The sequence below is a fragment of the Rothia amarae genome (assembly GCF_042677725.1).
GTDB classification, from domain to species: domain Bacteria; phylum Actinomycetota; class Actinomycetes; order Actinomycetales; family Micrococcaceae; genus Rothia; species Rothia amarae.
Genome location: NZ_JBHUCN010000013.1, coordinates 67,235 through 93,758 on the forward strand (window position 1 = coordinate 67,235; position 26,524 = coordinate 93,758).

The window sequence follows — 26,524 nt, forward strand, 5'->3', positions numbered from 1 at the left end:
GCCGGTAACCTAGAACAATGACTTCCCGCGATTCATCAAATCCCGCATCTACCAATTCCCGTCTGTTACCCCGGTTGCGCACCGGGCGTCCATCTGCTCGCACCACTGCAGGTTGGGCTACGGGTTTGTTGCTGGTGGCGGGTTTTGTGGTTCCCGTTGATTTCGTGACCGAGGAGCCGGGCCCCACCTTCAACACCATTGGTGATTATGAGGGACACCAGCTCATTTCAATTGACGGTGCTAAGACCTATGATGTTTCGGGCAATCTTGATATGACGACCGTGTCGGTAGCGGGTGGTCCCAACACCACCCTCACCGCAGTACCTGCTCTGGCAAGCTGGTTAAGCTCAACCGGCACGGTACTTCCATCGGACTTGCTGTACCAACCCACCGTCACCAGTGAGCAAGTAGTTGAGCAAAACACTGCGGATATGACTAATTCTCAGGAGATAGCTCAGGCAGCTGCCCTCAATTATCTGGGTAAACCGGTGAAAGAAAAGCTGAAAGTAGCCTCACTGACTGAAAATAGCCCCAGTCAAGGAAAGATTCAAGAAGACGACATCTTGCTTAAACTGGGCTCAACAACCTTGGAAAATTATGGGCAAATTGCTGAGATTTTAGACAAGAACCGCGACAAGCCCCTTGCCGTCACCGTCAGCAGAGATGGTAAAGAAATCACCGAGACCATCACCCCTCAGCGCAGCGATGACCATGGCCGCTACCTTCTAGGTCTCGCGCTGGATCGCTCCTATGAGTTCCCGTTCAAGGTCAAGTACGGTCTAGAAGAAGTAGGCGGGCCCAGTGCCGGCATGATGTTTGCCTTAGGAATCATTGACGAGCTCACCGAAGGCAAGATGACCGGCGGCGTTCACTTCGCGGGAACAGGAACTATCGAATCCAATGGCGATGTTGGACCTATTGGCGGTATCGCCCAGAAAATGGTGGGAGCGAAAGACGCCGGTGCCACGGTTTTTCTTGCCCCAGCAGATAACTGCGACGAAGTGGTAGGGCATATTCCTGAGGGGCTGTCCGTGGTGAAAGTTTCCAATCTGACAGAAGCAGCCGATGCCGTGAAAAAGATTGGGGCAGGAGAGGATCCTTCCACATTCCCCACCTGCACCGCTGAGTAAAAGCATCAAAACAAGAGCATAAAAAATCTCCGCCCGAATTTTTCGGGCGGAGATTTCTTATAGGCTCAGGGTTTAGAACAAGCCGCCCAGACCGCCTTTACGGCCGGAACGCTTGGTGCCAAAGATGGATCGCACGATCTCGCGACCCAAGGTAGTGGCAATGTTGGTGCCCACCCTCATAACGGCGTCGTTGCGTTTCTGACGCTCGCGCTCTTCTTCTTTAGCGCGTTTCTCGGCTTCTTTAGCTTCGGCAGCTGCACGCTTTTCGGCTTCTTTTGCTGCCGAATCATTAGCCTGACTCTGCTGGGCAGAGGCTGTCTCTTGCTGCGTTGCTTCTGCTTTCTGGGTGAGCTTCTCAAAAGCAGATACCGAATCGACCACCGTGGCGTACTTAGTATTCAGCGTGCTGTTGTTCACGGTGGCGCTGAGCGCTTCGGGAGCCGGCCCCATGAAAGACTGCGGTGCGTACATGCGGGTGAGGGCAACCGGTGAGGGTGCGCCGGTTTCGGTCATGACGGTTACGATTGCCTCGCCGGTTCCCGCCGTCGTCAACACTTCTTCGAGATCATAAGCAGATTTGGGGAAGGTCTTTGCTGTTGCTACCAGCGCCTTTTGGTCATCGGGGGTGAACGCGCGCAGAGCGTGCTGTACGCGGTTAGCGAGCTGACCCAGAACTTCGGCGGGTACGTCCTTAGGTGTCTGCGTAATGAAGAAGAGCCCTACACCTTTAGAGCGAATCAAACGCACAGTCTGAGTGATGGCCTCTTTGAACGCTTTAGAAGAACCGTTGAAGAGTAGATGTGCTTCATCGAGGAAAAAAACGAGTTTAGGCTTTTCACCATCGCCCACTTCGGGCAAATCTTCAAAGAGATCAGCCAGCAGCCACATGAGGAAGGTAGAAAATAGCTGGGGCTTAGACTGCAGATTAGCCAGCTCTAAGATGCTGATGATGCCGCGGCCGTCGGAGGCTGTGCACAAGAACTCGGCTGTATCAAATTCAGGCTCGCCAAAGAACTTGTCTATACCATCTGCTTCAAGGGTGACCAGACCACGCAGGATGACGCCGGCAGTCGCCTTAGATACTCCACCTAGGTTCTCCAGCTCGGCTTTGCCTTCGGCTGAGGTGAGGAATTGGATGACCGCACGAAGATCGGCAAGGTTATAGAGTTCGAGCTCTTTTGGTCAGCGTAGTGGAAAATTAGCTGCAACGCCGATTCCTGGGTGCTGTTCAGATCCATCACTCGAGAGAGCAAAATTGGACCGAATGATTCAATGGTGGCACGGATAGGAACACCGGTTCCTTCACCGCCGAGAGTGAAGAATTCGGCGGGGTAGGAGGTGCCCTGCCACGTTTGACCCAGCGCCAACGTCCGCGCGACGAGCTCCAGCTAGCGGGAACGATCTGAGGAATCTCAGGGTTCTTCCGGTAATAACACTTCGCGTGATAAACGCGATTTCGCTGGGGCGGTAGTGAAACCGCTTCAGGAAGCTTTTCGCGATGAAGAAATAAATCCCCACGCCACCTTTATCTTTGGCACAATGGATAGACACCTAAGTACGGTGCCAAAGCACCGTCAGACCGGCGAATATAAATCGCACACCACTGAAGTTTCGAGGAAGATGTGAGCACCGGAGCAGCTAGCCCGCCCCAATCCCGCCGTCCACAACGAAAAAACAGCACTCTTATCACCACGCTGGTGATAGTGGGAGTGCTGATTGCGCTCTTTGTGTTTGGCACGCAAATCTATACCGATGTTCTCTGGTATGACCAGCTGGGTTTCTTGAATGTTTTTGTCAAAGAAAATCTATATAAACTTGCTCTTTTCGCTTTAGCAGGGCTGATTACTGCAGCGGCAGTATGGGCAAGCCTTTACTTTGCATACAAAAAGGGTCAGGCGCCTCAAGCGCCGAATCGTCGTCCCCATCGCCCTTACTCGCAGACTGCCCCTGGGCAGGGAGTGCCGGGACAGGATCCTTTTGCTGAGTTCCAAGATATGTTCAACCAGAACATGGATCGCTACCGTCAATCCGTAGATAGCATGCGAAAGGTTTTGCTGATTGCAATTCCTCTCATTCTTGGCTTGTTCGTCGGTAGTGGCGCGATGTCCCAGTGGGAAACCGTTGCTCTTTTCTTCAACGGTGGAGAATTCGGTCAGCAGGATCCAGAATTTGGTCGAGACTTAGGCTTCTTTATCTTTAGCCTCCCCTTCTGGAAAGCGCTTCTTACTTTCTTGAGCACCGTCGTTATTCTTTCGGCACTTGCCGGAATCGTCATGCATTACTTCTACGGCGGTATCAAAGTTAACGAAAAAAGTATTGATACTACTCGCGCTTTCCGTATGCATGCAGCAGTTTTGGCGGCTCTCTACCTGCTTTTGCGCGGTGCCCAGTTCTGGCTGGAGCGCTACACCGCTACTCAGTCCCAGTCCGGTAAATGGGCTGGCGCTATGTACACCGACGTCAACGCGATTATCCCCGTCAAATCTATTTTGGCGATTGCTGCCGTTTTGGTTGCGGCGTTCTTCATCGTGGCGGCTTTGACCAACCGGTGGCGGCTCCCCGTTATCGGTATTGCCGTGATGTTGATTGCGGCGCTAGTTGCCGGTGCCGTGTACCCCTGGATTGTTCAGCGCTTCCAAGTTGTTCCCAACGAGCAGGCAGCGGAGAGCGAATATATCCAGCGCAACATCGATTCAACCCGCGCTGCATTCGGGTTAGATAACATCGATGTGCAAAATTATGATGCAACTACCGCCACCAACGCCGGAGCTTTGAAGGGGGAGAGCGAGACCATTTCTAACATTCGTTTGTTGGATCCGAACGTAGTATCGGCATCTTTCGCTCAGCTTCAGCAGTTCCGCCCCTACTACCGGTTCGATGACAACTTGGCAGTGGACCGCTACAAAATCAATGGCGAAACCCATGACACCGTGCTGGCAGCTCGTGAGTTGAACCCTGCGCAGAATGCTGATTCTTCGTGGATTAACCAGCATGTTGTCTACACCCACGGCTATGGCGTGATTGCCGCCTACGGCAACCAGGTTGAGGCAGACGGTAAGCCAAAGTTTATGCAGGATGGCATTACAGCAACCGGCGAGATTAGCGAGAACTATGAACCTCGAATCTACTTTGGGCAGACCTCTCCCGAATATTCGATTGTGGGTGGCTCTGAGAGCGACGACGCCCTAGAGCTTGACCGCCCCCAGACTGCTAACGATCAAGAAAATGCCGACGCCAAGTACACCTTTAAGGGTGACGGCGGCCCGAATATCGGTAATTTCTTCAACCGTCTGGCGTACGCCATCAAGTTCCAGTCTTCGGATATCTTGCTTTCTGACGTCGTTCGTTCTGAGTCGCAGGTGCTCTATGACCGTGATCCTACCGACCGCGTCAATAAGGTAGCTCCTTACCTTACGGTGGACGGTAACCCCTATCCTGCGATCGTCAATGACCGCGTGGTGTGGATTGTGGATGCGTACACTACCAGCGATCAGTACCCCTACTCGCAGTCGCAGGGGCTCGGTGAAGCGACCGTCGATTCGGAGACACAGTCAGGTGCTGCCGCTGCCCTTCCCAACAAGGAAGTGAACTACATTCGTAACTCTGTTAAAGCTACGGTTGATGCCTATGACGGTTCAGTAGACCTTTACGCATGGGACGACCAAGATCCTGTGCTTAAAGCATGGCAGGGGGTCTTCCCCCAGACCGTAAAACCGGTTTCTGAGATGAGCGCGGGCCTGTTGGATCACGTGCGTTATCCGCAGGACATATTCAAGGTTCAGCGTGAAGTGCTGAACAGGTATCACGTGACCGATGCCGGTTCGTTCTATGCAGGCGACGACGTTTGGTCAGTTCCTAACGATCCCACTGTGGAGCAGGCGACTCCGTTGCCTCCTTACTACCTCTCATTGAAGATGCCTGAAGAAGAACAAGGGGCTTTCTCTCTGACAACGAGCTGGATTCCGCAACAGTCCGATGACAACACTCGTAACGTCATGTACGGATTTATGTCTGCCAACGGCGATGCAGGTACCGGCAAGGACGGCGAGGTCTCAGATCAGTATGGAAAGCTCACATTGCTTGAGCTACCTCGAAGCTCTGTGGTGCCTGGTCCCGGTCAGGCACAGAACAACTTCAACTCTGACACTGAAGTCTCTACCGAGCTGAACCTGTTGCGTCAGGGCGCCTCTAAGGTAACCAACGGTAACTTGCTGACTTTGCCGGTTGGAGATGGCATTCTTTATGTGCAGCCGGTCTACGTGCAATCCTCTGGCGATTCTTCTTACCCGACCTTGCGTCGAGTACTCGTTGGGTTTGGTGAAAAGGTAGGCTTTGCGCCCACGCTGGAAGAAGCTTTGAACGAGCTATTCGGGGGTGACTCGGGCGCGCAGACCGCTGCTGACGCTGGTGTGGACGAAAAGAAGGCTGACACGGGATCCTCGGATAAACCGGATGAGTCTTCCGATTCGCCGTCACTACAGCAAGCGCTCAAGGACGCTTCTGCAGCGATGAAGGATTCTGAAAAGGCGATGAAGGACGGCGATTGGGCTGCCTATGGTGAAGCTCAGGACCGTTTGAATAAGGCGCTAGCGCAGGCTATGGAAGCTGACGGCGCTGTAGCCGAGTAATACCGCGCTACCGCTGGAGATGAAGCTCCGGGTTCTCTTTCTCTGAGGAGAGAGGAACCCGGAGCTTTTGTGTTGTCTCTTACAAAGGGGGCTTTTAGGTTGCAGCAGGTTAACGGCATGTGTATAGTTATAGAAGTCGCCGCGGGGTGGAGCAGTTCGGTAGCTCGCCGGGCTCATAACCCGGAGGTCGCAAGTTCAAATCTTGCCCCCGCAACTACATCGTAAGAAGCCCCATTCGGTATAAAGCCGATTGGGGCTTCTTCTTTATTCCCTTCATTGTTTGTAACGGTGGAGGGGATTTTTGCGTTTAAGATGCCTTCGCCAAGTAAGTCGGCTAAAGAAATTTCTAAAGCAGCAGCAATGGTAATTAAATCTGTAATGCTGATTGCGATTTTCCCACGTAATTTTTCAGATACGGATGACTGAGTAACTCCCAGGATTCGAGCAATATCGCCTTGGTTGAGGCCTCTTCGAGCCATCCAAATTTTTACTTCTTTACCCACGGCTTCGGCGGGGGTGATGATTGTTTTTGCCATACCTTCAAGCTACAAGTATTTCTGGATAATAGCAAGTAAAAATGAAAAATTATTGGCTAAGCCGATAAATAAAGATTGCGCATTATCGGTATCACCGATAATGTGTGAGTATGACCTATGCAGATTCCATCGCGGGCAACATCCGAGCCAAAGTTAGCCGCCGCGAAATCAACCAAACAGACCTAGCTCAACATCTAGGTATTTCTCAGGCTCAGATGAGTTCCCGACTTAGAGGTCGAGTTGAATTCAAACCCAGTGAGATTGAAAATATTGCTAATTTCATGGGTGTAGAAATTGAAGAACTCACCAAATACGTCAAATTTTCAACCACTCATAATGGTGCCTAGCTATAAGCAGCAAAGCACTTGAATGGGCTCGTACCCATGAATTCGAAAACAGCGCCGTAGGATGAACAGCAATCCTCCGCTTCCTTGCAGGGCAAGCTGACGACGACGGTTACATCCCCGATCACGAAGGTGATAAAGGCGTAGCGTTCATCATTCACGAAACGTGCGCTAGTAAATCCACTGTCATCCGAGCTCTCAAAGAGTTCGAACAGGCTGATTTGCTTCATCGTGAACGACGCGCATATGCAGACTTCGGCGGCCGTCAAACAGACCTGATTGTCCTTCATCTTTGGAATAGGGGCACTAAAACTCCGTGGCGAACTATGAAGGCACTCAAGCAACTTCAAAAGAGTAATCAGGCACGATTTGGGATTCCCATCGAAGAAGTGGAAGTAGAAAATCAGCCTGTGAATAACTCCAAAAACACACAAGGTGTCACTCTGACACTTAGCGGTAATTCCGGGGCAAACACACAAGGTGTCACTCCGACACCTTCAGAGAGGCTAGGTGTCAATCTGACACAGGCTAGGTGTCACTCTGACATAAACGACACTCCCGCCTTAATAGGAACGCGCGCACAGACTTCTCTAATCAGTCAGTCAGTCAGTCAAAAAAGAGCAACCTGTGGATAACTCAGAGACTGACCGACCAACCGAAAACCTCAAAAAATCTCCTGCACCAGTCAGCAGAATTACCCGAGGCGTGAATCATCAAGACCTTCGAATGAATCTCAAAAAATCCTCAGGTCTCGATTCTGGTCACATCAATGATGATGTGCTGGCTCAAATGATTCAGATCGTTTTTTCTCGAGCAACCCAAGATATCCGAAGCCCTCAACGCTTCGCCTTCAGCTGCATTTCCAAAGAGTTCTACGAGCTTGCCTCCCTGGCTGAATCAGTAATCGAGCATAAACAGTCACAACAAAAACCCCGTATCGTTACCTGCCCTGTCCACCACATGGAGCACTCGGCTGAGCGAGAATGTCCTGGACACCGAGCCGACCGACTCGCTGGAATTCTTACCCCCTAAAAAGTCTTGCAATCCTAACCATTTCTCAAAGGAAAATATCATGAGCGCACTTTTGCAAACCCCCGTATTCGAGCCAGCCGAAGAGGTAGAAGTTCTCCCCGAACTCACCCTCGATCAAGCCAAGCAAATCACCAAAGACCTACCCCAGTCAGCCACACTCTTGCAGAGCCTGTGCGTGATGGCATACAGCCAGCGCATCTGGCTCACCATGGGTTACACCAGCTGGGATGCGTACCTGGACGGTGAAATCGGTGAAGAACGCTGGATTCTGCCACGTCACCGCCGCGGTGACTTCATCAACCAACTAGCCAAGGAAGGAATGCCCACTCGCGCCATTGCCTCAGTCGTTGGACTTTCGCATATGAGCGTGGCTAAAGAAATCAAAAAAGCTAAAGAAGCCGGAGCTCTCCCCGAAGACTTGCCAACCATCGGACGTGATGGACGCACACGCAAAGCGCTCGTGCGAAAAGCACCTGCGGCTGTACCTAATGAACAACTGGACTTGCCCGTAGCTGATCTAGGGATTGGCTTTTTCAAAGCCGCAGAGAGCAAAACAGCTACCCCTGCAAAAGCTCAACGAGCAGCCACTGACCCCTTCGATACCACTATCACGGCGGTCAATGAGGAATTACCTCGCGGTGAAGATACACCAGATGATTACCTGTACTTCCCAGAAATTCTTGAGGTCTCCACCGAGCTTGAAGAGCTCTTCAAGAAAGCTATGACCGCGAATAATCGGCAAGTTTTTGACCCCGGGAGTGTTTCGCAGAAGATGGCTCAACAGGTCGTGCATACGTTGCTTGCCGGCTCAGGTTTGCTCAAACTCTTCAACCTACAACCGGACTTGCTAGGAGATTCAGAGCAACTAGCAACCGCAGTGGATTCCACGGTTATCACGCTCGATGAGGTCGTGACCACCCTGCGTGAAGATGAACAGGGCTAGGTTGATGAAGCGTTTGGCGGATAAAAAATGTGGCGATCCGTCTTGCACGGCAGATCGCCACATGAAAAAACTTGTCAAACCAGTTTATGCAATTACGAGATACAACACTCTAGGAGACCAAGTTATGAAAACAGATTATCAAAGAACTGGAACACCTGTGAAGAATATCCCCAGAACTAGGCAGAACCGGATCAACCCGGACTCTATCCGAACCCTCTGGTTCACCGTCATTTTGATTGGGCTATTGGGGCTCACCTCTTTCATGGTCTCGTTCAATGGTTTGCATGATGTCGCCGCTTGGGTAGGGCTGCCAACCTGGATGCGATGGGCTGTACCAATTTTTATTGACATTGCGATTCTGGCGTATTCGATGGCTGCGGTGATTCATAAATCCCGTAAAGAACCTGTGGGTCTGACCTGGTTCACGCTCGGGGCGTTCACCACGATTTCAGTGGTCGCTAACGCGGTTCACGCTTTGAGCGTCGGAGAGGGACAGACCGTGTTGCAGTCGTGGATTGGTGCGTGTATTGCTGCTACGGCTCCTGTGGCGGTTTTTGCGGCAACGGAAGAAGCATCACGATTGGCTTTTGCTGTTCCTGATGAAGAAGACACTGAGCCCGAAGCTGGCTCAGAAGAGCGCACGACTTCTGTGAGACGAGTGGATGATGTTCTGGCGGAGAGGTTACTGGAGGTGCCTACCTCATCTCCGACGGTGAGCGCAGTGGCTTCTGTTCCGGCTCAGTCAGCTATCAGTGCTAACCCTCGTGTGGAGCATCAGCACTTTTCTGATTCTGAGACTGGGGTTGTTGAGGAAATAACAGCAGATACTCCCGAAGAAACTCTCCCACAGGGCGAGCAAGAGGATTCTGTTGCGCAAGAGGTTTCTTCAGTAGATTCAGAATCTGAGCCTGAGGTGGTTGTTGACGATGAAACCGAAACCAGTTCAGAGGCGATCTCTGCGGTAACTGCCGAAGAGCTGCCCGAGGAAGATCAGAAACTAGCACGCTGGGTCAATGAGCAAATAGAAGAAGGCGTCAAGATTACCGGAGCTGCGGCAGGTCGTTTTCTTGATGTCTCTGACCGCACAGGTCGCAACCGTCTGAACCGTTTACGTGAGCTATATCCGGCGGTATTCGAGGGCGAAATATTGTGAACTTCGATGAAGCTATCTCAGTCACAAGCATTGAATGTGAGTACACTCAATGGTGGCTGGTTCCTTCGTTCGCAATAACCGGTTTTTTATTTCCCCACATATTTTTATAAAACACAAATAGACCGGATTGTGTCTTTTGAAAAATCACTCATCAGCATCTGCAAAGGAAATCATGTCTAACCCGCTAAAAAACACCGATAGTAGCTTCTGGGCGCTGTCATGCTTGCGTAGGTGTTGATGAGCCCTACCGCCCTACTACTGGCAAAGAGACGATGTCATCATGAGCAAAGCAACCGAAGAGGTATGGACTGCTGAGCGTATCGAGGCGCTAAAACAAAGTCGTAGGGCAGTGAAGTCTTACCTGAGCAAGTGGGGTTTGACTTTCCTTGATGCAGAGTATGTGGTGCAAGAAACGTACCTGCAAGCCACACGAAAAATTGATTCTTTTGACCCAGAGCGCGGTTCGTTCGCTGAGTGGATTAATGCTGTGGCAGTGAATCAGGCTCGTTCGATGGTTCGGGCGCATAATTCGCGGGCTAAAACTGATCAAGTGTATAAAAATTTACAGTTGAGTCAGGACGCACTGGTGGATGAACCACAACTGGCGTGGGAGGATTCCTCGGTGACGATTGAGCGTATCGGCACGGTGCTGGCGATGGTGAAATTGTCGGTAGAGCATCAGCATCTTTTTGAGCGGTCCTTGGTGCTCATTCGTGATTTTGATGGTGATGTGTCTGCGGCGGCGGTGAGTCTGGTGGCGGTCTGATGTCCTTGTCGGAGCTTCATGTGGGTCAGTTTGTGTTGGCTCAAATCGGAGTTGATGCTTCGCCGGTGGCTGATCCGAACAGTCCCGATACTGAGTTTGGTAATTCTGCGGAGGCTTTGGTGTATCCGCGTGTGTTGGGCACAGTTGTTGGTGTTAATACCGCGGAGAAGACGGTGGAACTTTCTGCCGTGTCGCGCGAGAGCGAACGAGATTTCACTGTTCATGTTCGTCCATTGGAGACGCAGGAGAAGTTTCGAGTGCTTACTGCGGAGCAAGCTGAGGCTACTCTGGGGGGTGCTGAGTGGGCTGTGAACCGTGATGCTGTTCTGGAGACTTTCGGCAGTGTTACTCTAGCGGATATTGAACCAGGAGATTACATCACGGCTGCGCATCTGAAGATTTTGCCTTCTGTATGTGAAGAATTTATTGACCTGAAAAACGTCCTAGTGACGGGGGTCAATGTTTCTGGTCGAGTGCTGCATATGGCGTATGAGGATGGTCTGCATCTAGCAGTAGAAGCTGAGGCGGGTGCTCATTGTTATGTGGAGTCGTTAGCTGCTGCTCAGACGATTGCTCTGGCTGCCACGATCCGCGATAGTAGCCCGGTGTTGGCTTTGGAGGCTGCCGATATTTCTGAGATGGCTGTGGGTGATGATGTGCAGGTTGAAGGTCAAGACGTGCGCAACAGATACCACTATTGATGTTCGTGGCACGGTGATGGCGGTAGAGCCTACCACCGAGGAGATCGCCGGTTCTGTCACTGTTGCTGATGAAGATGGTCATCAGCATGTGGTGGTGACTGATGGTGAAGAGGATATTCATCGAGTCAGTGGCGGCCCTGTTCAGGAGCGCGTAACGCAAGTACCTCGTGCGGAAGAACTGATCCAAAGTTACAGTCGAGAGTTGAACGAGCATCCGGAGACTCGACGGATTGCTTGTGCTCAAATTCGTCCTGGGGACAGGGTAATTGACGGTCAGCAGTGGTTTAACGTGATGCGCACTAAACAGCTCAGTCCGGAGTCGGTGGCTATTACTGTTCTCACGGAGCGCGGGTTGGTCACCACTGGTATTTCTCCCGATACGTAGGTGACGGTGGAGATGAGTCCTGATTCTGGTGTTGCTGAGCAGAACTGGCGTACTCGTTCGATTAGTCGCGTGCGTACTGGGGATGTGATGGGTTATGAGGGTCAGATTCTCAACGTTGAGGAAGTTCAGCCGCAGTCTGATGGGACTGTTTTGGTTTCTGGTATGAGGGAGCTTGAGGGGGTATTGGAGCCTTCGGCTTTGCGTCTGTGGAAACAGGAGTCTGTTCAGGTGCGGCAACCGTTGTGTGCGGTGGAACGTGCCGGGGTGGTTGGTGCTTTGGAGCCTGCTAAGGTTTCTGATTTGCAACCAGGAGATTTGTTGCAGACTCGTCATGATGTTCTTGTTGTGGTGATTGATGTGAAAGAAAACTTTGAGTCTTCGGGTAAGACTCGGGTGTATTTCCAGATGATGGCTGAGGGAAGGACTAATCCTATGTTCTATGATCATGTCCCTGGCCATGAATTGAATCGTTACCAGAAACATCAGGTTCTTCAGATTCAGCAGGTTCTGGGGGAGAGTACTTTGCGGACTGCGGTTGCTGAGGTTGCTCCGGAGCCTATGTATTTGGGTCTGGAAGATTCGGGGTTAGATTTTCGGCTGTAGAGATTTATAGGATTGCGCAATAAAAAAGAGCTTAACAATCGAAAATATTAGCTAACCCTGTTGCATTTTGAATGTCAGCTCAACAGACTTGAACCGAGGCTTAATTGAGCCTCGGTTCATTGATAACTGAGGAAAAATCTATGCGAATCACAACAAAGGTGTTGTCTTCTTCTGCACTAGCTCTTCTTCTTCTGACCTCCTCAGGTCTAGCCCAAGCTGGAACGGTCACTTCCAGCCCTGACAGCTCTAAGGAATTACGCAGCTCAGCTCTCATACATGTCCCCTCAACAGAAGCAAGCGACGCAGAACAGTCCATATCTGCATATCAAGAAGAGGTTGAAGAGCTATATGCAGAAGGAGATATTATAGCTTTCTCTCCAACTGCCCCTGAAGGAAGTAAATTCTTCGCAGGAGAAGTAGCTTCGGACTTAGATTCTCTTCACCATGATTCTTCAACGTCAACAACTCCGGAGAGCAACCTTTATCTGAACCCCATAAAAATCGGTTTATGCAACGCTGGTAGAGAAAATACTGTCGTTTACACTATCCGCAATTCGAAACATAACGGGAATATCGATCTAAAATGCGGAAATAAAGACAACGGATACGTGCACATTCGGAGCAGGCATGAAGGCGATTGGAATAACGCAAAGGGAGGTTTCGCTGGATACTGGGATGATTTTATGCTGTATTCAACAATCAATGCTTTACAGGCACCTTCATATAGTCGGCAGCAGAATTCAACCACTCGCTGTTATGTAACTCCTATTCAAGTCTTCAAAAAAGTTAATAGAAAACCGGTATACCAAAAAACAATCTATCCCCGTGTGGCGGTTTCTACAAACAATCGTAAAGTCATCACATCATTTCCCACGGGAAATAAAACCTGTTAGGGACACTATAGAGATATGAATGTTTCTGACGAAAATGTACCGATGTTTTCAGCTAATTACACCCTGGACCCTTTCGTGGATTACATGGTTGATGAGTTGCATCCTTATTACGGTTTTAGAGAAAAATTCTCTTCAGAACTTATCCAGCGATATGAACATTGGTGTTCTTTCTTTCTGGATAATTTCACGGAAGAGAACCATGGTTTCTACAACCAAGACCAGCGTGCATGGTTCGATCGAGAATACATTCAACTTGCCAATGAATTTCGTCAACTAGGTCTGGTCTTTCGTCTGGATCTATGGTGGTAAATTTCTAGATATGTAGAGACCCAGTCCCTTGAGGGCTGGGTTTCTACGTCAATTTGTTGTACTTGCGTCTTTACGAGGCGTCACCTAGTCTGTGTACTCTCTTTACTCTTTAAATGGAAAACGGGAGAGGAGCAAATCTGCTCAACTCTCCCGTTCCTATAACTCGCAACGAAAACAATGTGGGCGGGTGTTGGTGTTCCACGGAATAACACAACTAGGGGATGGTTGTCCTGATATGTACGTGGTTTAGTTCCGACAATTATAAGACCACTAAAGCACCATCGACCACCTCCTGAGGAGTCCGATAACCAAGACCCTGATGCAACCGAACCCGATTCCACCAGCGCACCCACTCAGCCGTCTCCAACTCCAATCGAGCCACAGAATCAAACAGGCGATCCTTGACCATCTCCGCCTTATACGCACTATTGACGGACTCAGCCAAAGCATTATCATAAGAATCCCCAGTAGAACCCACCGACAGCTGCACACCCAACGCCTTCAAATCCTGGGTGTAACCAGTAGAAACATACTGTGACCCCCTGTCAGAATAATGCACAATCTGCGTTAGATCAGAACCATCTTTCTTCGCCTGGAACAAAGCCTGCTTCAAAGCCATCAAAGGCATCCCCAGAGTATGCATCGTCGAAGACACACCCCAACCCACAATCTTCCGGGGAAAACACATCAGTAATGAAGGCCGTATAACAGAAGCCAGAATACGTCCTGATATAGGTGAAATCAGCTACCCACAGCCGGTTCGGGGCAGTGGCGGTAAAATCCCGATTCACCAAATCAGGACGGTCATCAACCACTGTAGCAGCCCGAGTCGTGACAGGCTTACGACCCCGATGAGCACCAGCAACACCGGCTATTTTCATCAGCCGGTAGGTCTGATCCCGACCGATGTTCCAGCCGACCCGGTTCATGGCGTGCCACATTTTGCGCACACCATAGACTGAATAGTTTTCCTAGTGGATTTTCATCAGCTCAGGAATCAGAAGCTGGTCCTTCAAAGTACGTGCAGCAGGAACACGAGCCTTAGCGGCGCGGTAGCCGCGTGAGGTGATGAAACCACCAGCTAGGTTTTCTTGTAGTGCGGTGCAGATGTTCTCAACCCCGAAACGATTCCTATACCTATCGATATAGCGGATCATGATCGGGCTGGGCGGCCTGGTTCTGCCGCGAAAAAAGCCGGGGCGGTGCGCAGGATTTCGTTGGTTCGCTTCAACTCGGCGTTTTCTTTGCGCAGGCGCCGGTTTTCTGCTGCCATATCAGTGGTGGTGCCGGGGGTGCTGCCAGCATCGATTTCGGCTTGTTTGTGCCATTTTCGCAGAGTATCGGGGCCGATGCCGAGGCGTTCTCCGATGTTTCGGCAGGTGCGTGTAGATGCCTGTGTCGGGGTTGTTTTCGAGGTGGTCGGCCAGTAGGCGTAGGGCTCATGTTTTGAGTTCGGCGGGGTATTGGGTGGGCATGGGTTTGTTCCTTTGTTTTTTGTTTGTTTTCAATTTACGGGAGCGGAACTAAACCCAGGACATATCAATAGGATCGTCGTAACCGATGTAGGGCTGGTAACCGTTTCGGGTTCGGAGTTGGCCGAGTGCCCGTTCGTATTTGCCTGCGCGGGGGTTGTTGAGTGTTTTTTGGTCTTGGCTTATAAGTTCTTTGACCAGGAACTCATTAGGGCGGTGAACCTCGACGATGTATTTTCCCCAGCCGTAGCATCTGTCGTAGGAGCGTTCAATGGCGCGTGCTTTTTCTTGGGTGGATGCGTAGGTGGTGAGGATGGGGTGCTCACTGCCTTGTGGCGTTACGGTGATGGCGTAGAGATTTGTTTGGGTGTTACGGAATTCCACTGTTAGTTCACCTCGTCTTAGAGGTGATGTACATCGTGGGGTTCACTTTTTTGAAGTAAAAGAATTGTGGTTATTACTTGGCCCCAAATTGGGGCTCATAACCCGGAGGTCGCAAGTTCAAATCTTGCCCCCGCAACTTGATAGAAAGACCCAGTTCTTAGGAACTGGGTCTTTTTTATTTTTGTCTTCTTTTACCCCGTGACCTAGAGGTTTTCTGAGGTACAAAGGCGACTATTTTTCTTAGACGGCTTATAAAGCTGAAGAATGTCGTGTATAGTCAAATCTTGGTTGATACGCATTTCTACGGATTCAACATCGTCTCTTCGATGTCATTGTTTTTGTAAAAATTCCTATTACCTCATCGGTGATGATTCTCTTCAACGCCCAGAAGGTTCTAGGCGGAGAAACTGATCCAGAGAACAAAAAGTGTTCTCACTTCCATATCTGAAGATCGATATGGAGCAATCGACCTCATTCTCGAGGTCATAACGAAAGTAATACAAAAAACATGGCTAACGGCACAGTAAAATGGTTCAACTCCGAAAAAGGCTACGGATTCATCCAGCCTGAAGACGGTTCAGAGGACCTTTTCTTCCATTACTCAGCAATTCAGAGCAGCGGTTACCGCACCGTTGAAGAGGGTCAGGCAGTAGACTACACCGCAGAGCGTGGCCCCAAGGGCATGCAGGCTAGCGAAGTTCGCCCCCTCTAATCCTTAGATTTTTAGAGAAAAAAGGACCGGTTCGATTGAACCGGTCCTTTTGGCATACCCTAACGCTTTAACTTAAGGTACGTCCTTTGAGTTCTGGCAGTACAAAGGACGCTGCCGCAGCTAGCACAAATGCCGCAGCAAACGTCCAGAAGAGGGCATTCATCCCGCCCCAAGCAAGGAGCGGGGGCACAATCAGTGGCGCTGCAATTGAAGCGATACGTCCAAAACCAGCCGCTGCCCCGGTTCCTTTACCTCGTACACTGGTGGGGTACAGCTCTGGCCCGATTGCATAGAGCGCTCCCCAGGCACCTAGATTGAAGAAGGAAAGTAAGCAGCCAGCCAGAATGAGGGTTGCTTCATTCCATGCCACTCCAAAGAAGCAGGCAGCAGTAGCGGAGCCGATGAGAAAAGCAGCCAAAGTGGAGCGTCGTCCCCAGCGTTCAATCAGAAAAGCTGCGACCGCATACCCGGGTATCTGAGCGAGCGTCATGATGAGGGTAAAGCTAAAGGATTTCACCAGCGTAAAACCCTGGGCATGGAGAATCGATGGAATCCATGTAAAAGCGCCGTAGTACGAAAGATTGATACAGAACCAGATTATCCACAGCGCGATGGTGCGTGAACGAAGTGAGCTGTGCCAGATCGAAGTAATGGAGGAGTCGCTGTGAGCACTGCTCGGCGAGGAGGAGGCTGGTTCTGCTGTTTTTTGCACGATACGGGAAGACGAAAAGAGGGGTGGTGAGTCTTCGAAGGCGCGGACTATTTTCTCGGCTTCGGCATCTTTTCCCTTCGCTTCCAAGAAGCGCACTGACTCGGGGAGTCCCAATCGTATCACCATGGAATAGGCAGCGGGAACTAAGCCGATGGCAAGTGCCCACCGCCATCCATTCTCTGAACTAGTGACAACGAACGTCCCGATGCAGGCAGCCGCTATCCAGCCCACTGCCCAAAAACCTTCCAGAATAACCACAACGCGCCCGCGAATGCGTGAGGGGGCAAATTCTGAGACGAGCGTGGAAGCAACCGGTAATTCGGCGCCCAGTCCCAGACCCACCACGAACCTAAAAATAATGAGTGCAGCCAGAGAACTCACCAGCGCCGATGCGCCCGTGGCAAGACCGTAAATTAACAGTGTTGCGGCAAAGATTTGCCGCCGTCCCCACCGATCTGCCAGCAGACCACCTAGCGATGCGCCAATGGCCATGCCCAGAAATCCGATGGATCCCAGCCATGAAGTCTGAGTTGGGGTCAAACCCCACTGGACGGTAAGAGCCGCCATTACAAAGGAAATGAGCCCTACGTCCATGGCGTCGAGTGACCAGCCAATGCCGGAGCCGATGAGGAGCTTAGAATGCTTGCGAGTAAAAGGGAGTCGATCAAGTCGTTCGTTTTTTGTCAGTGACATGGAGTGCTTTCAGAGAAGAAACGCTATTAGCAACCAATAGTAAAGGTTATTTAGACCTGAAGGAAGAGGGTGAGAAACGTGTCTGATTTTTCCCCGTTCTTCTCTTACCGTAAATCTCCGTTTCTAAATCGTGCCACAATAGAGAAAACGAGAGTCTAGAGGAGAAAAAGTGCGTCCACTCGTTATTGGTATCGCCGGGGGAACCGGGTCTGGTAAAACCACGCTCACCCGAGCGCTCATCGAATCGTTTGAAGAACAAGTTGCCGTAGTTTTTCACGACAACTACTACAAGAAAAACGATCACCTCACCTACGAAGAACGTTGTTTGCTAAACTACGACGCTCCGGATGCATTCGACAACGATCTTTTGGTCAAACAGCTAGATGCGCTCATCGAAGGGCAAACCATCGAGTGCCCCGTTTATGATTTCTCAGACCACAACCGCTCCGAAGAAACACTGATGGTGCAGACCCGTCCCATCATCATCGTGGAGGGCATCCTCATTTTTGCTGAGCCCGCAATTCGCGAGCGTCTAGACATCAAACTCTTTGTGGATACCGACGCCGACGTGCGCATCCTCCGTCGTATGCGGCGCGACGTCGTCGAACGCGGGCGTAGCATCGAATCTGTACAGACCCAGTATCTAGAGACCGTCAAGCCCATGCATGAGCTCTACGTTGAGCCCTCCAAACGATACGCGGACATCATCGTCCCTGAGGGCGGAACAAACTTGGTAGCGCTGGATATGCTGGTTCATCGTATTAAATCTCAGTTGGGTTCTCAGGCTTAAAGCTCATATACATGAGGGAGGCTCTCGCAGACGCGAGAGCCTCCCTCATGTATAGAAAGCGTTAGAAGCTAAATTATGCGTTCTTGTTCTTCAACGCAGCAAGTCGAGCCTCAAGCTCCGTTTCTTTGCCGAGTTCTTCCAAATCGTTGAACTGCGCATCGATGGAGGAGGATGCCAGCTCCTGCTGACCACGAACCATGGCTTCTTCGCGGCGTACCTTTTCCTCGAAACGTGAAATTTCAGAGGTAGGATCCATGACATCGAATGACTTCAAAGCGTCGTTGACCTGGGTTTGTGCTGATGCGTTCTTGCTACGAGCCACCAGCTCATCACGCTTGGAGGAGAGCTCACGGAGCTTTTCGCGCATCTTGGTCAGACCGTCTTTGAGCTGCTCAACGACCTGAGTCTGTGACTCAATCTGGGGCTTGATGGAAGCTGCTTCTTTCTCAGCCTGCATCTGGCGGCCCAGGGCAACCTTAGCGAGATTATCGAACTTATCAGCATTGGCGGTATCGCCGCTGGTACGGAATTCGTCTGCCTTGTTGGACGCAGCCAGAGCCTTGTTGCCCCACTCCTCAGCTTCACGCTGATCTTCTGCGAAATCTTCTTCGAGGAGGCGGAGGTTACCAATAGTCTGAGCTACTGCCTGTTCAGCTTCAGCAATGTTATTGGTGTAATCGCGTACCATCTGATCCAGCATTTTCTGGGGATCTTCTGCAGCGTCAATAATTGAGTTGATATTAGCCTTCGCAAGCTGAGCAATACGGCTGAAAATGGTTTGCTTGACCAACTTAAACTCCTTAGAGATTAATGAATATGTATATTTTTATTGTGCCAGGTAAAGGTTGAGAACGTGCAGAGTTTCAGGGAACTCTCAGGCAATGTTCACACTGAGCGCACGGGTGCAGTCTTAGAAGTTGCCACCGGCGCCGCCGCCAAAATCGCCCCCGCCACCGAAGTCGCCTCCGCCGCCAAAGCCCCCTCCGAAGCCTCCGCCGCCACCGAACATACCGCCGCCTGAGTGATTTCCTCCAAAGAGAGAACCCATCAAGATGCCGCCGAGCATGGCAGAACCTAAATCGACCCCGCCGCGATTGCCATAACCCATATTGCTGCGGGTGAAAGAATCGACATCGGCCTGAGCGAGATTCTGTGCATCGTTCGCTAAACGAATAGCGTTATTGGCATAGTTCAGAGCTTCCATGGGATCGGTGCGTTGCAAGCTCTGAGCCTCTGCAAGATTTCGTTCTGCTTCGCGAAGCTTGGTGCGTGCTTCTGCGCTGACCCCGCCGCGACGAGCCCATACATATTCTGAGGCAGAAGAAACTTGCGCCTGAGCAGATACGAGAGTGTGCTGTAAGGTATCGCCTGCTGCTCGTTGGCGGTCTTGAACCTCGCGCACATTATTGAGTGCTCTATCAAGGTCAGAACGTACTTCGGTCAGTTTGCGGCTCAAAGCGAGGGGATCGGATTTTGGCGCGGCAGATTCGGCTCGGATCTGATCGATGACGGCAGAAACTCCGGCGGCAGCGCCGGCAAGTTCGCCTGTATTGGCAAACTTGGAGAGTTCGCGTGCTTGAGCGACATCTCGCTCGGCAACCAAAATTGCCGAATCAAGCGATTCTTTAGTCTTTGCTAGCTCCAGCTCCCGGTGGGTGACTGATTCAAGAAGTCCCTTGGCCTGGCCAACAGCTTCTTCCGCAGCACGAATTTCTAGTACAGCTTCTGATCTGTTGGAATCCATATGAGTCTGTGCCTGGCTCATGCTCGTTCGAGCGAAGTCCAAACGTTTGTGAGCTTCTTGAACGTTATCGGCAACCGGAGTGACCGCCGAGTCGGCGTACAGCGAGCGGATTTTCTCCAGCGACTGTTCAGCGGTAGGAAAGAGCTGTTCTGTCTCGCTGAAGCGACCCTCCAGAGCTTGGAGAATTTGCGGTGCATTTTGTTCTAACTGGCGCAGATTAGTGAAGTTTTGCTTCTGCTCTTCTAGCGCGCGGTAGGCGTCTTTGGTGCGGCTGATAATTTCTCCCAGCCAGGCGCGCTGTTCTTCTTCGGTATCCGGAATCGTGTCATCGAGTTGTTTCTGCAACTGGAAGGAGCGTTGCATATGCGCTTTAGCGCTCTCAATGGCTGTCACGAAGGGAGCGACCTCTGATTCTCCGTATTGCAAGCGTGCGAACTCAACCTCTTGTTCAGAGTGGACTATAGCGTCGTCCACCTGCACCAGCATGTTCCCCGCTTCTTTACGCAGCTGGGGGATGGGGACGAGAGTTTGCTGGGTCTGTGGACGGTCGAACTGCCCAGGAGCAGAATTTGAGTTTGCAGATTTACGACGTCGACTGACCATCCAGGCGCCACCGACAGCAAGCGCTGCAACACCACCCAAAACGCCCACACTGGTTGCTACACCGCCAACAGATCCGCTACCGTTATCAGAGGTAGTAGCGCCACCTGAGAGCTTTTCATCAATTCCTTGCACAGCCGCTGAGGCAGCTGCTGAATAATCAGATTTTTTGAGCTGAGGAAAGATGTTGTTCTGATAGATCTCGTTGACATCCGAGGTAGAGAGGAGCCCATTGCCGCCGGGTGCAAAATATGCTTGACGGTCGTCGGTGGCGATGACCAAGAGGACATCGTTACTCCCCAGATTATTCATCGAACCAAATTTTTGAGCCCACTGCTCAGAATTTGAGGGCGATTCAAACTGATCGATGGTCACCACAAACAGATTGATCTGATGTTCATCTGCTAACTGGGATATGGAATTCTTGAGCCCCGAAGTATTCCCCAGAGCACCGGTGGTGTCTTCAACACGAACCGAGGGTTGCAAATCCATAGGTGCCTGAGCCCAAGCAGTCGGTGCAGAAAACAAAATTCCAATTGAGGCGCAAGAAGCTAATGCGATGCGGGCGGAAGGTTGAAGTTTCATGAGACCTCTCGATCTAAAAGGGGATCCTGCTCTTGGTGCGAGCACTAAGAATCTTTAGTCAATATTCTAGAGGTAAGTGGCACCCGTTACGGGAGAATTCACCGTATTCGCCCCTGGCGCACTTTCCTGCAAAAATCAACAATTGGCTTTCAGTAAACTTACAGAATAAACACAAAGTCATCACAGTAGAGTGCGAGATAGTTGAACCATATTCATGAAATACGGCAACTGACGCCGCCACTATTCTTATATGAAGGGAATTCATCCAATGACTCAAGACCCCTGGGGCGAGAATCAGAATCCTGGAGTGCAAAATACACCGGGAGCTCACGGCTCCACTGAAAATGCCCAGGGACAAGCTTGGAATCAAACGTCGGACCCTACCGTTCCTCTGAAAACCCAGCAGTATGACGGTCGGTATCAGGAGAATCCCCAGTATGGGCAGCAACCATCCTATTCGGCTCAGTCCCAGTGGACCGGGCAGGGTTACGGTACGCCCGTCCAAGCACAGCCGACCTCACGAAAAAAACACTCAACCGGTGCTTTACTTAGTGCTGCTTTAATAGCTGCGCTCGTAGGCGGCGGTGCAGGAGCCGGGGCGGCTCTGCTCTCAGATAACGGTATCTCAACGGTGGGTACCACGAATCCGGGCACAACTATTGTCAATAACACGGACTCAGTCAATGAAGTAACCGCTGCTGCTGCTAAGGCGACGCCGTCGGTCGTTACCATCGGGGTAACCAGCAATTCGGGGCAGGGGTCTGGGTCGGGCATCATCATAGATGGAGAAGGCCATATTCTGACTAATACACACGTAGTGACCCTCGATGGCGCGGCTAATAACGCCAATATTGAAGTTCAGATGTCAGATGGAACTGTCAAGAAGGCAACTTTGGTTGGAACCGACCCCACGAGCGATCTTGCCGTCATCAAAATTGATACGGCAGGAATGAATATCACCCCAGCAACTTTGGGAGATTCATCCAAACTGAACGTAGGAGATACGTCGTTGGCTATCGGCGCACCCCTGGGGTTGCAGAATACCGTCACCGATGGAATTATCTCCACCCTTTCTCGTACGATCGAAGTTGCATCCTCAGCGGCACCTAATAACTCAGAAGAATCTTCGGATCAGTACGGCTCCCAAGAATCACCCTTTCAGTTTGAAATTCCTGGTCAAGAAAGTCAGAAGTCCCAGACCCAGTCCAGTATTGCCATCAATGTGATTCAGACCGACGCGGCGGTTAACCCCGGTAACTCCGGCGGTGCGCTGGTCAACGCTCAAGGCGAGGTCATCGGTGTTAACGTGGCAATTGCTTCTGCGGGTTCGTCATCTTCTTCCTCATCCTCGGGAAACATCGGTGTAGGGTTCGCCATTCCCATCAACACCGCAAGCCGAATTGCTCAAGAAATTATTGACAACGGGCATGCCACCCACGGCTACCTGGGTGCTTCAGTAGCAACCTCACCTGGAGACAATGATTCTTCGGATACCTTTGGAGACGGAGCAGTTATCAAAGACGTCGTTAGCGGACAAGCTGCCGGTAAAGCAGGGCTCAAACAGGGCGACGTCGTCACCGAATTTAACGGTAAGCGAATAAGCGAAGCCATGGAATTGACCGCAGCGGTACGCGAACAGGCAGCCGGCTCCACTGCCACTGTCAAAGTTCAGCGTGGAAATTCTACCGAAGAAATCAAGGTAACTTTGGGTAATTCTGAAGATGCCCAAAAGTAAACACTGCACCAGTACACAGGCCTAGAACTGGTTGATAAAACAGGAATCCCGGTCACTTATTATTATGAGTGACCGGGATTTTGTTATAGGATTCACTGGCGGTTCTAGAAAACCTGATGGTTCCTATTCGAAAGTGGAACCGGCAAACCCCAGCTGACGCCATGCCTCATACACGGCAATTGATGCTGAATTGGCAAGGTTAAGCGAGCGTCGCCCTTCCAGCATAGGAATCTTCACACGCTCGGTAATCTGCTCTGCCTGCTGAACCTCAGCGGGTAATCCCACTGATTCGGGCCCGAACATCAGCACGTCACCCTCACGGTATTTCACATCTGCAAAATTTTTCTCCGCTGTGGTGGTGAAAGCAAAAACACGAGCGGGAAGAAGCGCCGCCCACGCATCCTCCAACGTCTCGTGCACGGTCATGACCGCCAAATCATGGTAATCAAGACCCGCCCGGCGCAAATGAGCGTCTTCAAAATTGAACCCCAGCGGCTTCACCACATGAAGTTCTGCACCGGTAATAGCAGCCAAACGAATAGCATTTCCCGTATTGCCGGGAATCTCAGGAGTATAGAAAAGAATCTTAAACACCCCTTCAGTCTAGGCGCATGAAATAAAGCCTGCAGATGAATACGTGATTCGTGAACCATCTCATGGGCTAAATTCTCAATGAAGCGTAAAATAATCAAGCTAAAGCTCTCTCGAAAAAAGGCACCCTTATGAGTTCTTCTCGCGTATATCTTGACCACGCCGCAACGACCGACGTCCTCGGTCCCGTTGTTGATGCCGTGGCGGAACAAATGAGAGTTGGTGGTAATCCTTCTTCCCTGCACTCTGCAGGACGCCGCGCTCGCGCTGTGGTAGAGGCTGCCAGAGAGCAGGTCGCTTCGGCGGTGGGTTGCGATGCAGCGGAAGTTATTTTTACCTCCGGAGGCACCGAGGCAGATAACCTGGCGGTAAAAGGACTTTTCTGGAACCGGAAGGAAGCGAATCCATCCGTCCGCCGTATTCTGGTGTCTGCTATTGAGCATCATGCGGTATCGGAAGCTGCGGAATTTTTAGAAAAACATGACGACGCCATCGTAGAGTGGATTCCCGTCAACTCTGAGGGAGTAGTAGATCCTGCCAGCGTTCGAACATTGATTGAGAAAGATCCTGAATCGGTTGCACTGGTAACGGTGATGTGGGCAAATAATGAGGTGGGTTCTGTTCAGCCTATTGCTGAGATAACCGCCATCGCTCATGAGTATGGGATTCCCGTTCATACCGATGCCGTGCAGGCTTTTTGCGCGCTTGAGGTGAACTTCCGAGAATCAGGTGTGGACACCATGGCTATCTCCGGTCATAAGATTGGCGGGCCCATGGGTATTGGAGCCCTCATCGCTACGCGCCAGGCAAAGATGACACCCGTTCAGCACGGCGGTGGACAAGAACGTTCGGTTCGTTCGGGCACTATCGATGCTGCCGCTATTGCAGGCTTTGGGGTAGCAGCTCAGTGGGGGAGCGAGAATCTTGCTGAAGAATCTCGCCGCATTGCTCTCTTGAGAAATCGCCTGATTAAATTAGTCCGCACAGAAATTCCTCAGGCAATCTTGCGGGGTCCTGAACCTGAAACAGATTTGCAGATTATGGAGAATGGTCCGCAGAACCGGCTACCTGCCAACGCGCATTTCACTTTTGAAGGGTGCGAAGGTGATTCGCTTCTCTTCTTGCTGGATATGGCAGGGGTGGAGAGCTCCACAGGATCAGCCTGTAACGCTGGCGTACCCCGCCCCTCTCACGTGCTCTTAGCTATGGGAGTCGAGGAAACAGTAGCGCGCGGGGCTCAACGATTCACCCTGGGGCACAGCACCACTGCTGAAGATATTGATCAGCTACTGCAGGCACTTCCTGCCGCTTTCAAACAGGCATATTCGGCTGGATTGGCAGCACGTACCCCTGACGCTTCGATGTGGCACTAAAGTGCTCTGACTTTTCACAGACTTGAAGGTGCGCTGTTGGCGTGCCATATACAGAAGGATTTTTATGAAGATTTTGGCAGCAATGAGTGGCGGAGTCGATTCTGCAGTCGCAGCAGCTCGGGCAGTTGATGCTGGCCACGACGTCGTCGGGGTGCACTTGGCTCTATCGCGGATGCCCGGTACTTTGCGCACCGGTAGCCGCGGCTGTTGCACCATCGAGGATTCGATGGACGCTCGCCGAGTATGCGACAAACTGGGCATTCCTTTTTATGTGTGGGATTTTTCCGAGCGCTTTAAAGAGGACGTCGTTGATGATTTCATCTCTGAATACGAGCACGGGCGCACACCTAACCCCTGCATGCGCTGTAACGAAAAAATTAAGTTCGCAGCCCTCCTTGAAAAAGCTGTTGCCTTGGGCTTCGACGCCGTAGTGACGGGACACTACGCCAAAGTGATAGCTGATAAAGACGGCAACCGCGAATTGCATCGTGCAGCTACCTGGGCAAAAGACCAGTCCTATGTATTGGGTGTACTTACTCACGAGCAACTCAAACACGCGTGGTTCCCGCTGGCGGATACCCCCTCAAAAGACGAAGTGCGTGCCGAAGCTGCTGAACGCGGTTTTTCGGTAGCGAAGAAGCCTGATTCCTATGACATCTGCTTTATCCCTGAAGGGGATACTCGCGCTTGGCTAGGTGATCATATTGCGCTGCGTGAAGGTGAAATTAAGGACACCGAGGGTAACGTTTTAGGTCACCATACCGGCGCTCAGGCATTTACCGTGGGCCAGCGCAAGGGGCTGGCCCTGGGGCGTCCGGCAGCAGATGGTAAGCCGCGGTTTGTGCTGGAAGTCAAACCCAAAACAAACGAAGTTATTGTAGGTTCCCGTGAGTTACTTGCCGTTGATGAGATTCGTGGGATTCGTGCAACCTGGGCAGGTCTGCCTATTGCCGAAGTCACCGAGTTCCTCGAAAAGACGCCGGAACTGGGCGCTCAGAGCGCAGAATTCGAAATTACCTCCCAGGTGAGGGCGCATGCCGATCCCGTGCTTTCTGCTGCTCATATGGAATGGGTGGAGGACGACGAGTCTATGGATGCTGGAAAGCTACGTTTGGAAATCGTGGTTCGTCTCAAAGAAGGACTCAAGGGTGTAGCTCCCGGTCAAACGGTAGTGATGTACCAGGGCACCAGAGTCTTGGGGCAGGCAACTATTAACCGGGCGTATTCATTGAACCGCGCAGATATCCAGGCAGCATAAGGCCCTGATAGATGAGGGAAGTTGCTCCTTTCTTTGAGAAGGGAAAAGGAGCATTTTTCTCCTATCGATTAGGATTGCATCATGAGCGCTTCACAAGAAATTAAAGCTAATGAAGATTTCAATCAGAATGCTTCAAGTTTGCAGAATACCGCCGATGATTCTGTGATGGCTGAGTTGCTCAGCATTCGCCGAACCATTGATAATCTTGACGCCAGTTTGGTTTATATTTTGGCAGAGCGATTTAGAGCCACCCAAAAGGTGGGGCTTCTCAAAGCTGAGCATTCCTTACCTGCCGGTGACCCCAAACGTGAAGAAGAACAAATTAGGCGGTTGCGGTCGTTTGCTGAAGCAGCAGAGTTGGATCCTGAATTTGCCGAGAAGTTTTTGAACTTTATTATTTCCGAAGTCATCAAACATCATGAGCAGATTGCCCGAGAGGCAGCTAACTAGCT

The 26,524-nt window shown here is 51.2% G+C and carries 26 protein-coding genes, 1 tRNA gene and 3 pseudogenes; 19 read left to right on the forward strand and 11 right to left on the reverse strand.

Annotated features, from left to right (window positions below; genetic code table 11):
• Positions 1-17: 17 nt before the first annotated feature.
• Complete coding sequence (locus tag ACFR81_RS07100) at positions 18-1,130, forward strand: YlbL family protein (protein WP_343875428.1); 1,113 nt, start codon at positions 18-20, stop codon at positions 1,128-1,130.
• Positions 1,131-1,202: 72 nt separating this feature from the next.
• Here ACFR81_RS07100 and ACFR81_RS07105 read toward each other — a convergent pair.
• Positions 1,203-2,515, reverse strand: a pseudogene (locus ACFR81_RS07105) (helicase HerA-like domain-containing protein); the annotation flags it as partial.
• A gap of 237 nt (positions 2,516-2,752) precedes the next feature.
• Between ACFR81_RS07105 and ACFR81_RS07110 the strand changes: the two are divergent.
• On the forward strand, positions 2,753-5,758 hold the full coding sequence (locus ACFR81_RS07110) for a UPF0182 family membrane protein (protein WP_343875426.1): 3,006 nt from the start codon (positions 2,753-2,755) through the stop codon (positions 5,756-5,758).
• Positions 5,759-5,898: 140 nt separating this feature from the next.
• Positions 5,899-5,972 (forward strand) — tRNA-Met (locus ACFR81_RS07115).
• Here ACFR81_RS07115 and ACFR81_RS07120 read toward each other — a convergent pair.
• Positions 5,932-6,294 (reverse strand): helix-turn-helix domain-containing protein, encoded by a 363-nt coding sequence (locus ACFR81_RS07120; RefSeq protein WP_083147272.1) that lies wholly within the window; start codon positions 6,292-6,294, stop codon positions 5,932-5,934. The genes ACFR81_RS07115 and ACFR81_RS07120 overlap by 41 nt on opposite strands.
• Positions 6,295-6,404: 110 nt before the next feature.
• On the opposite strand from ACFR81_RS07120, the gene ACFR81_RS07125 reads away from it, so the two are divergent.
• The 10 genes from ACFR81_RS07125 to ACFR81_RS07170 all read left to right on the forward strand — a co-directional run bounded on the left by ACFR81_RS07125 (position 6,405) and on the right by ACFR81_RS07170 (position 13,423).
• The gene (locus tag ACFR81_RS07125) at positions 6,405-6,641 is read left to right on the forward strand and encodes a helix-turn-helix domain-containing protein (RefSeq protein ID WP_068171340.1); all 237 of its coding nucleotides are present in this window, start codon (positions 6,405-6,407) and stop codon (positions 6,639-6,641) included.
• Positions 6,642-7,265: 624 nt separating this feature from the next.
• The gene (locus ACFR81_RS07130) at positions 7,266-7,670 is read left to right on the forward strand and encodes a hypothetical protein (RefSeq protein WP_151147323.1); all 405 of its coding nucleotides are present in this window, start codon (positions 7,266-7,268) and stop codon (positions 7,668-7,670) included.
• 40 nt (positions 7,671-7,710) lie between these two features.
• A complete protein-coding gene (locus tag ACFR81_RS07135; protein WP_068171330.1) occupies positions 7,711-8,613 on the forward strand; it encodes a hypothetical protein in 903 nt (300 codons plus the stop codon).
• A gap of 124 nt (positions 8,614-8,737) precedes the next feature.
• A complete protein-coding gene (locus ACFR81_RS07140) occupies positions 8,738-9,766 on the forward strand; it encodes a DUF2637 domain-containing protein (RefSeq protein WP_190618152.1) in 1,029 nt (342 codons plus the stop codon).
• Positions 9,767-10,046: 280 nt separating this feature from the next.
• Positions 10,047-10,532 carry a sigma factor gene (locus tag ACFR81_RS07145; RefSeq protein WP_068171322.1) on the forward strand — a complete coding sequence of 162 codons (486 nt, stop codon included), beginning with the start codon at positions 10,047-10,049 and terminating at the stop codon, positions 10,530-10,532.
• Positions 10,532-11,233, forward strand: a complete 702-nt coding sequence (locus ACFR81_RS07150) for a hypothetical protein (protein WP_190618154.1) — start codon at positions 10,532-10,534, stop codon at positions 11,231-11,233. Before ACFR81_RS07145 ends, ACFR81_RS07150 begins: the two co-directional genes overlap by 1 nt.
• On the forward strand, positions 11,196-11,618 hold the full coding sequence (locus ACFR81_RS07155; protein ID WP_158004408.1) for a hypothetical protein: 423 nt from the start codon (positions 11,196-11,198) through the stop codon (positions 11,616-11,618). The genes ACFR81_RS07150 and ACFR81_RS07155 overlap by 38 nt, the downstream gene beginning before the upstream one ends.
• A gap of 12 nt (positions 11,619-11,630) precedes the next feature.
• A complete protein-coding gene (locus ACFR81_RS07160; protein WP_068171312.1) occupies positions 11,631-12,221 on the forward strand; it encodes a hypothetical protein in 591 nt (196 codons plus the stop codon).
• A gap of 140 nt (positions 12,222-12,361) precedes the next feature.
• A complete protein-coding gene (locus tag ACFR81_RS07165; RefSeq protein ID WP_068171310.1) occupies positions 12,362-13,114 on the forward strand; it encodes a hypothetical protein in 753 nt (250 codons plus the stop codon).
• Positions 13,115-13,129: 15 nt separating this feature from the next.
• Positions 13,130-13,423 (forward strand): hypothetical protein, encoded by a 294-nt coding sequence (locus ACFR81_RS07170; protein WP_068171307.1) that lies wholly within the window; start codon positions 13,130-13,132, stop codon positions 13,421-13,423.
• Positions 13,424-13,682: 259 nt separating this feature from the next.
• On the opposite strand, the gene ACFR81_RS07175 is transcribed toward ACFR81_RS07170, so the two are convergent.
• The 5 genes and pseudogenes from ACFR81_RS07175 to ACFR81_RS07195 form a co-directional block, all read right to left on the reverse strand.
• Positions 13,683-14,042, reverse strand: a complete 360-nt coding sequence (locus ACFR81_RS07175; protein ID WP_369796766.1) for a transposase — start codon at positions 14,040-14,042, stop codon at positions 13,683-13,685.
• Positions 13,996-14,382 (reverse strand): annotated as a pseudogene (locus ACFR81_RS07180) (transposase); the annotation flags it as partial. The gene ACFR81_RS07175 and the pseudogene ACFR81_RS07180, both read right to left, overlap by 47 nt.
• A gap of 12 nt (positions 14,383-14,394) precedes the next feature.
• Entirely contained in the window at positions 14,395-14,580 is a 186-nt protein-coding gene (locus tag ACFR81_RS07185; RefSeq protein WP_083147259.1) for a hypothetical protein, read from the reverse strand.
• Positions 14,577-14,795: pseudogene (locus ACFR81_RS07190) on the reverse strand (transposase); the annotation flags it as partial. The pseudogene ACFR81_RS07190 and the gene ACFR81_RS07185, both read right to left, overlap by 4 nt.
• Positions 14,796-14,946: 151 nt before the next feature.
• A complete protein-coding gene (locus ACFR81_RS07195; protein WP_068170513.1) occupies positions 14,947-15,279 on the reverse strand; it encodes a hypothetical protein in 333 nt (110 codons plus the stop codon).
• Positions 15,280-15,787: 508 nt separating this feature from the next.
• Between ACFR81_RS07195 and ACFR81_RS07200 the strand changes: the two genes are divergently transcribed.
• Positions 15,788-15,991 carry a cold-shock protein gene (locus tag ACFR81_RS07200; RefSeq protein ID WP_068170519.1) on the forward strand — a complete coding sequence of 68 codons (204 nt, stop codon included), beginning with the start codon at positions 15,788-15,790 and terminating at the stop codon, positions 15,989-15,991.
• A 67-nt stretch (positions 15,992-16,058) separates the two neighbouring features.
• On the opposite strand, the gene ACFR81_RS07205 is transcribed toward ACFR81_RS07200, so the two are convergent.
• Positions 16,059-17,396 (reverse strand): MFS transporter, encoded by a 1,338-nt coding sequence (locus ACFR81_RS07205; RefSeq protein ID WP_343875413.1) that lies wholly within the window; start codon positions 17,394-17,396, stop codon positions 16,059-16,061.
• A 169-nt stretch (positions 17,397-17,565) separates the two neighbouring features.
• On the opposite strand from ACFR81_RS07205, the gene udk reads away from it, so the two are divergent.
• Positions 17,566-18,186: a uridine kinase gene (gene udk, locus ACFR81_RS07210; protein ID WP_068170521.1), complete on the forward strand. Its 621-nt coding sequence runs from the start codon at positions 17,566-17,568 to the stop codon at positions 18,184-18,186.
• Positions 18,187-18,259: 73 nt separating this feature from the next.
• Here udk and ACFR81_RS07215 read toward each other — a convergent pair whose 3' ends face one another.
• Both ACFR81_RS07215 and ACFR81_RS07220 read right to left on the reverse strand, forming a co-directional pair.
• Positions 18,260-18,976, reverse strand: coding sequence for a PspA/IM30 family protein (locus ACFR81_RS07215; protein WP_068170522.1), 717 nt, complete (start codon positions 18,974-18,976; stop codon positions 18,260-18,262).
• 120 nt (positions 18,977-19,096) lie between these two features.
• Positions 19,097-21,115, reverse strand: a complete 2,019-nt coding sequence (locus ACFR81_RS07220; RefSeq protein ID WP_190618158.1) for a TPM domain-containing protein — start codon at positions 21,113-21,115, stop codon at positions 19,097-19,099.
• 268 nt (positions 21,116-21,383) lie between these two features.
• Here ACFR81_RS07220 and ACFR81_RS07225 point away from each other — a divergent pair, with 268 nt between their 5' ends.
• Positions 21,384-22,850, forward strand: a complete 1,467-nt coding sequence (locus ACFR81_RS07225; protein ID WP_233125997.1) for a S1C family serine protease — start codon at positions 21,384-21,386, stop codon at positions 22,848-22,850.
• 123 nt (positions 22,851-22,973) lie between these two features.
• On the opposite strand, the gene ACFR81_RS07230 is transcribed toward ACFR81_RS07225, so the two are convergent.
• Positions 22,974-23,444: a tRNA (cytidine(34)-2'-O)-methyltransferase gene (locus ACFR81_RS07230; protein ID WP_068170566.1), complete on the reverse strand. Its 471-nt coding sequence runs from the start codon at positions 23,442-23,444 to the stop codon at positions 22,974-22,976.
• 128 nt (positions 23,445-23,572) lie between these two features.
• Between ACFR81_RS07230 and ACFR81_RS07235 the strand changes: the two genes are divergently transcribed.
• The 3 genes from ACFR81_RS07235 to ACFR81_RS07245 all read left to right on the forward strand — a co-directional run bounded on the left by ACFR81_RS07235 (position 23,573) and on the right by ACFR81_RS07245 (position 26,522).
• A complete protein-coding gene (locus tag ACFR81_RS07235; RefSeq protein WP_068170564.1) occupies positions 23,573-24,814 on the forward strand; it encodes a cysteine desulfurase family protein in 1,242 nt (413 codons plus the stop codon).
• A gap of 64 nt (positions 24,815-24,878) precedes the next feature.
• Positions 24,879-26,072 (forward strand): tRNA 2-thiouridine(34) synthase MnmA, encoded by a 1,194-nt coding sequence (mnmA, locus tag ACFR81_RS07240; protein ID WP_343875403.1) that lies wholly within the window; start codon positions 24,879-24,881, stop codon positions 26,070-26,072.
• 81 nt (positions 26,073-26,153) lie between these two features.
• A complete protein-coding gene (locus ACFR81_RS07245; protein ID WP_068170561.1) occupies positions 26,154-26,522 on the forward strand; it encodes a chorismate mutase in 369 nt (122 codons plus the stop codon).
• Positions 26,523-26,524 lie beyond the last annotated feature (2 nt).

Bases quoted from the DNA above. Each gene is read 5' to 3' on its own strand.
- ACFR81_RS07200 (WP_068170519.1), top strand. From the start codon at position 15,788: ATGGCTAACGGCACAGTAAAATGGTTCAACTCCGAAAAAGGCTACGGA.
- ACFR81_RS07100 (WP_343875428.1), top strand. From the start codon at position 18: ATGACTTCCCGCGATTCATCAAATCCCGCATCTACCAATTCCCGTCTG.
- ACFR81_RS07145 (WP_068171322.1), top strand. From the start codon at position 10,047: ATGAGCAAAGCAACCGAAGAGGTATGGACTGCTGAGCGTATCGAGGCG.
- mnmA (WP_343875403.1), top strand. From the start codon at position 24,879: ATGAAGATTTTGGCAGCAATGAGTGGCGGAGTCGATTCTGCAGTCGCA.
- ACFR81_RS07245 (WP_068170561.1), top strand. From the start codon at position 26,154: ATGAGCGCTTCACAAGAAATTAAAGCTAATGAAGATTTCAATCAGAAT.
- ACFR81_RS07125 (WP_068171340.1), top strand. From the start codon at position 6,405: ATGACCTATGCAGATTCCATCGCGGGCAACATCCGAGCCAAAGTTAGC.
- ACFR81_RS07140 (WP_190618152.1), top strand. From the start codon at position 8,738: ATGAAAACAGATTATCAAAGAACTGGAACACCTGTGAAGAATATCCCC.
- ACFR81_RS07135 (WP_068171330.1), top strand. From the start codon at position 7,711: ATGAGCGCACTTTTGCAAACCCCCGTATTCGAGCCAGCCGAAGAGGTA.
- ACFR81_RS07185 (WP_083147259.1), bottom strand. From the start codon at position 14,580: ATGATCCGCTATATCGATAGGTATAGGAATCGTTTCGGGGTTGAGAAC.
- ACFR81_RS07220 (WP_190618158.1), bottom strand. From the start codon at position 21,115: ATGAAACTTCAACCTTCCGCCCGCATCGCATTAGCTTCTTGCGCCTCA.
- ACFR81_RS07120 (WP_083147272.1), bottom strand. From the start codon at position 6,294: ATGGCAAAAACAATCATCACCCCCGCCGAAGCCGTGGGTAAAGAAGTA.
- ACFR81_RS07205 (WP_343875413.1), bottom strand. From the start codon at position 17,396: ATGTCACTGACAAAAAACGAACGACTTGATCGACTCCCTTTTACTCGC.
- ACFR81_RS07225 (WP_233125997.1), top strand. From the start codon at position 21,384: ATGACTCAAGACCCCTGGGGCGAGAATCAGAATCCTGGAGTGCAAAAT.
- ACFR81_RS07175 (WP_369796766.1), bottom strand. From the start codon at position 14,042: ATGGCTTTGAAGCAGGCTTTGTTCCAGGCGAAGAAAGATGGTTCTGAT.
- ACFR81_RS07235 (WP_068170564.1), top strand. From the start codon at position 23,573: ATGAGTTCTTCTCGCGTATATCTTGACCACGCCGCAACGACCGACGTC.
- ACFR81_RS07165 (WP_068171310.1), top strand. From the start codon at position 12,362: ATGCGAATCACAACAAAGGTGTTGTCTTCTTCTGCACTAGCTCTTCTT.
- ACFR81_RS07170 (WP_068171307.1), top strand. From the start codon at position 13,130: ATGAATGTTTCTGACGAAAATGTACCGATGTTTTCAGCTAATTACACC.
- ACFR81_RS07150 (WP_190618154.1), top strand. From the start codon at position 10,532: ATGTCCTTGTCGGAGCTTCATGTGGGTCAGTTTGTGTTGGCTCAAATC.
- ACFR81_RS07160 (WP_068171312.1), top strand. From the start codon at position 11,631: ATGAGTCCTGATTCTGGTGTTGCTGAGCAGAACTGGCGTACTCGTTCG.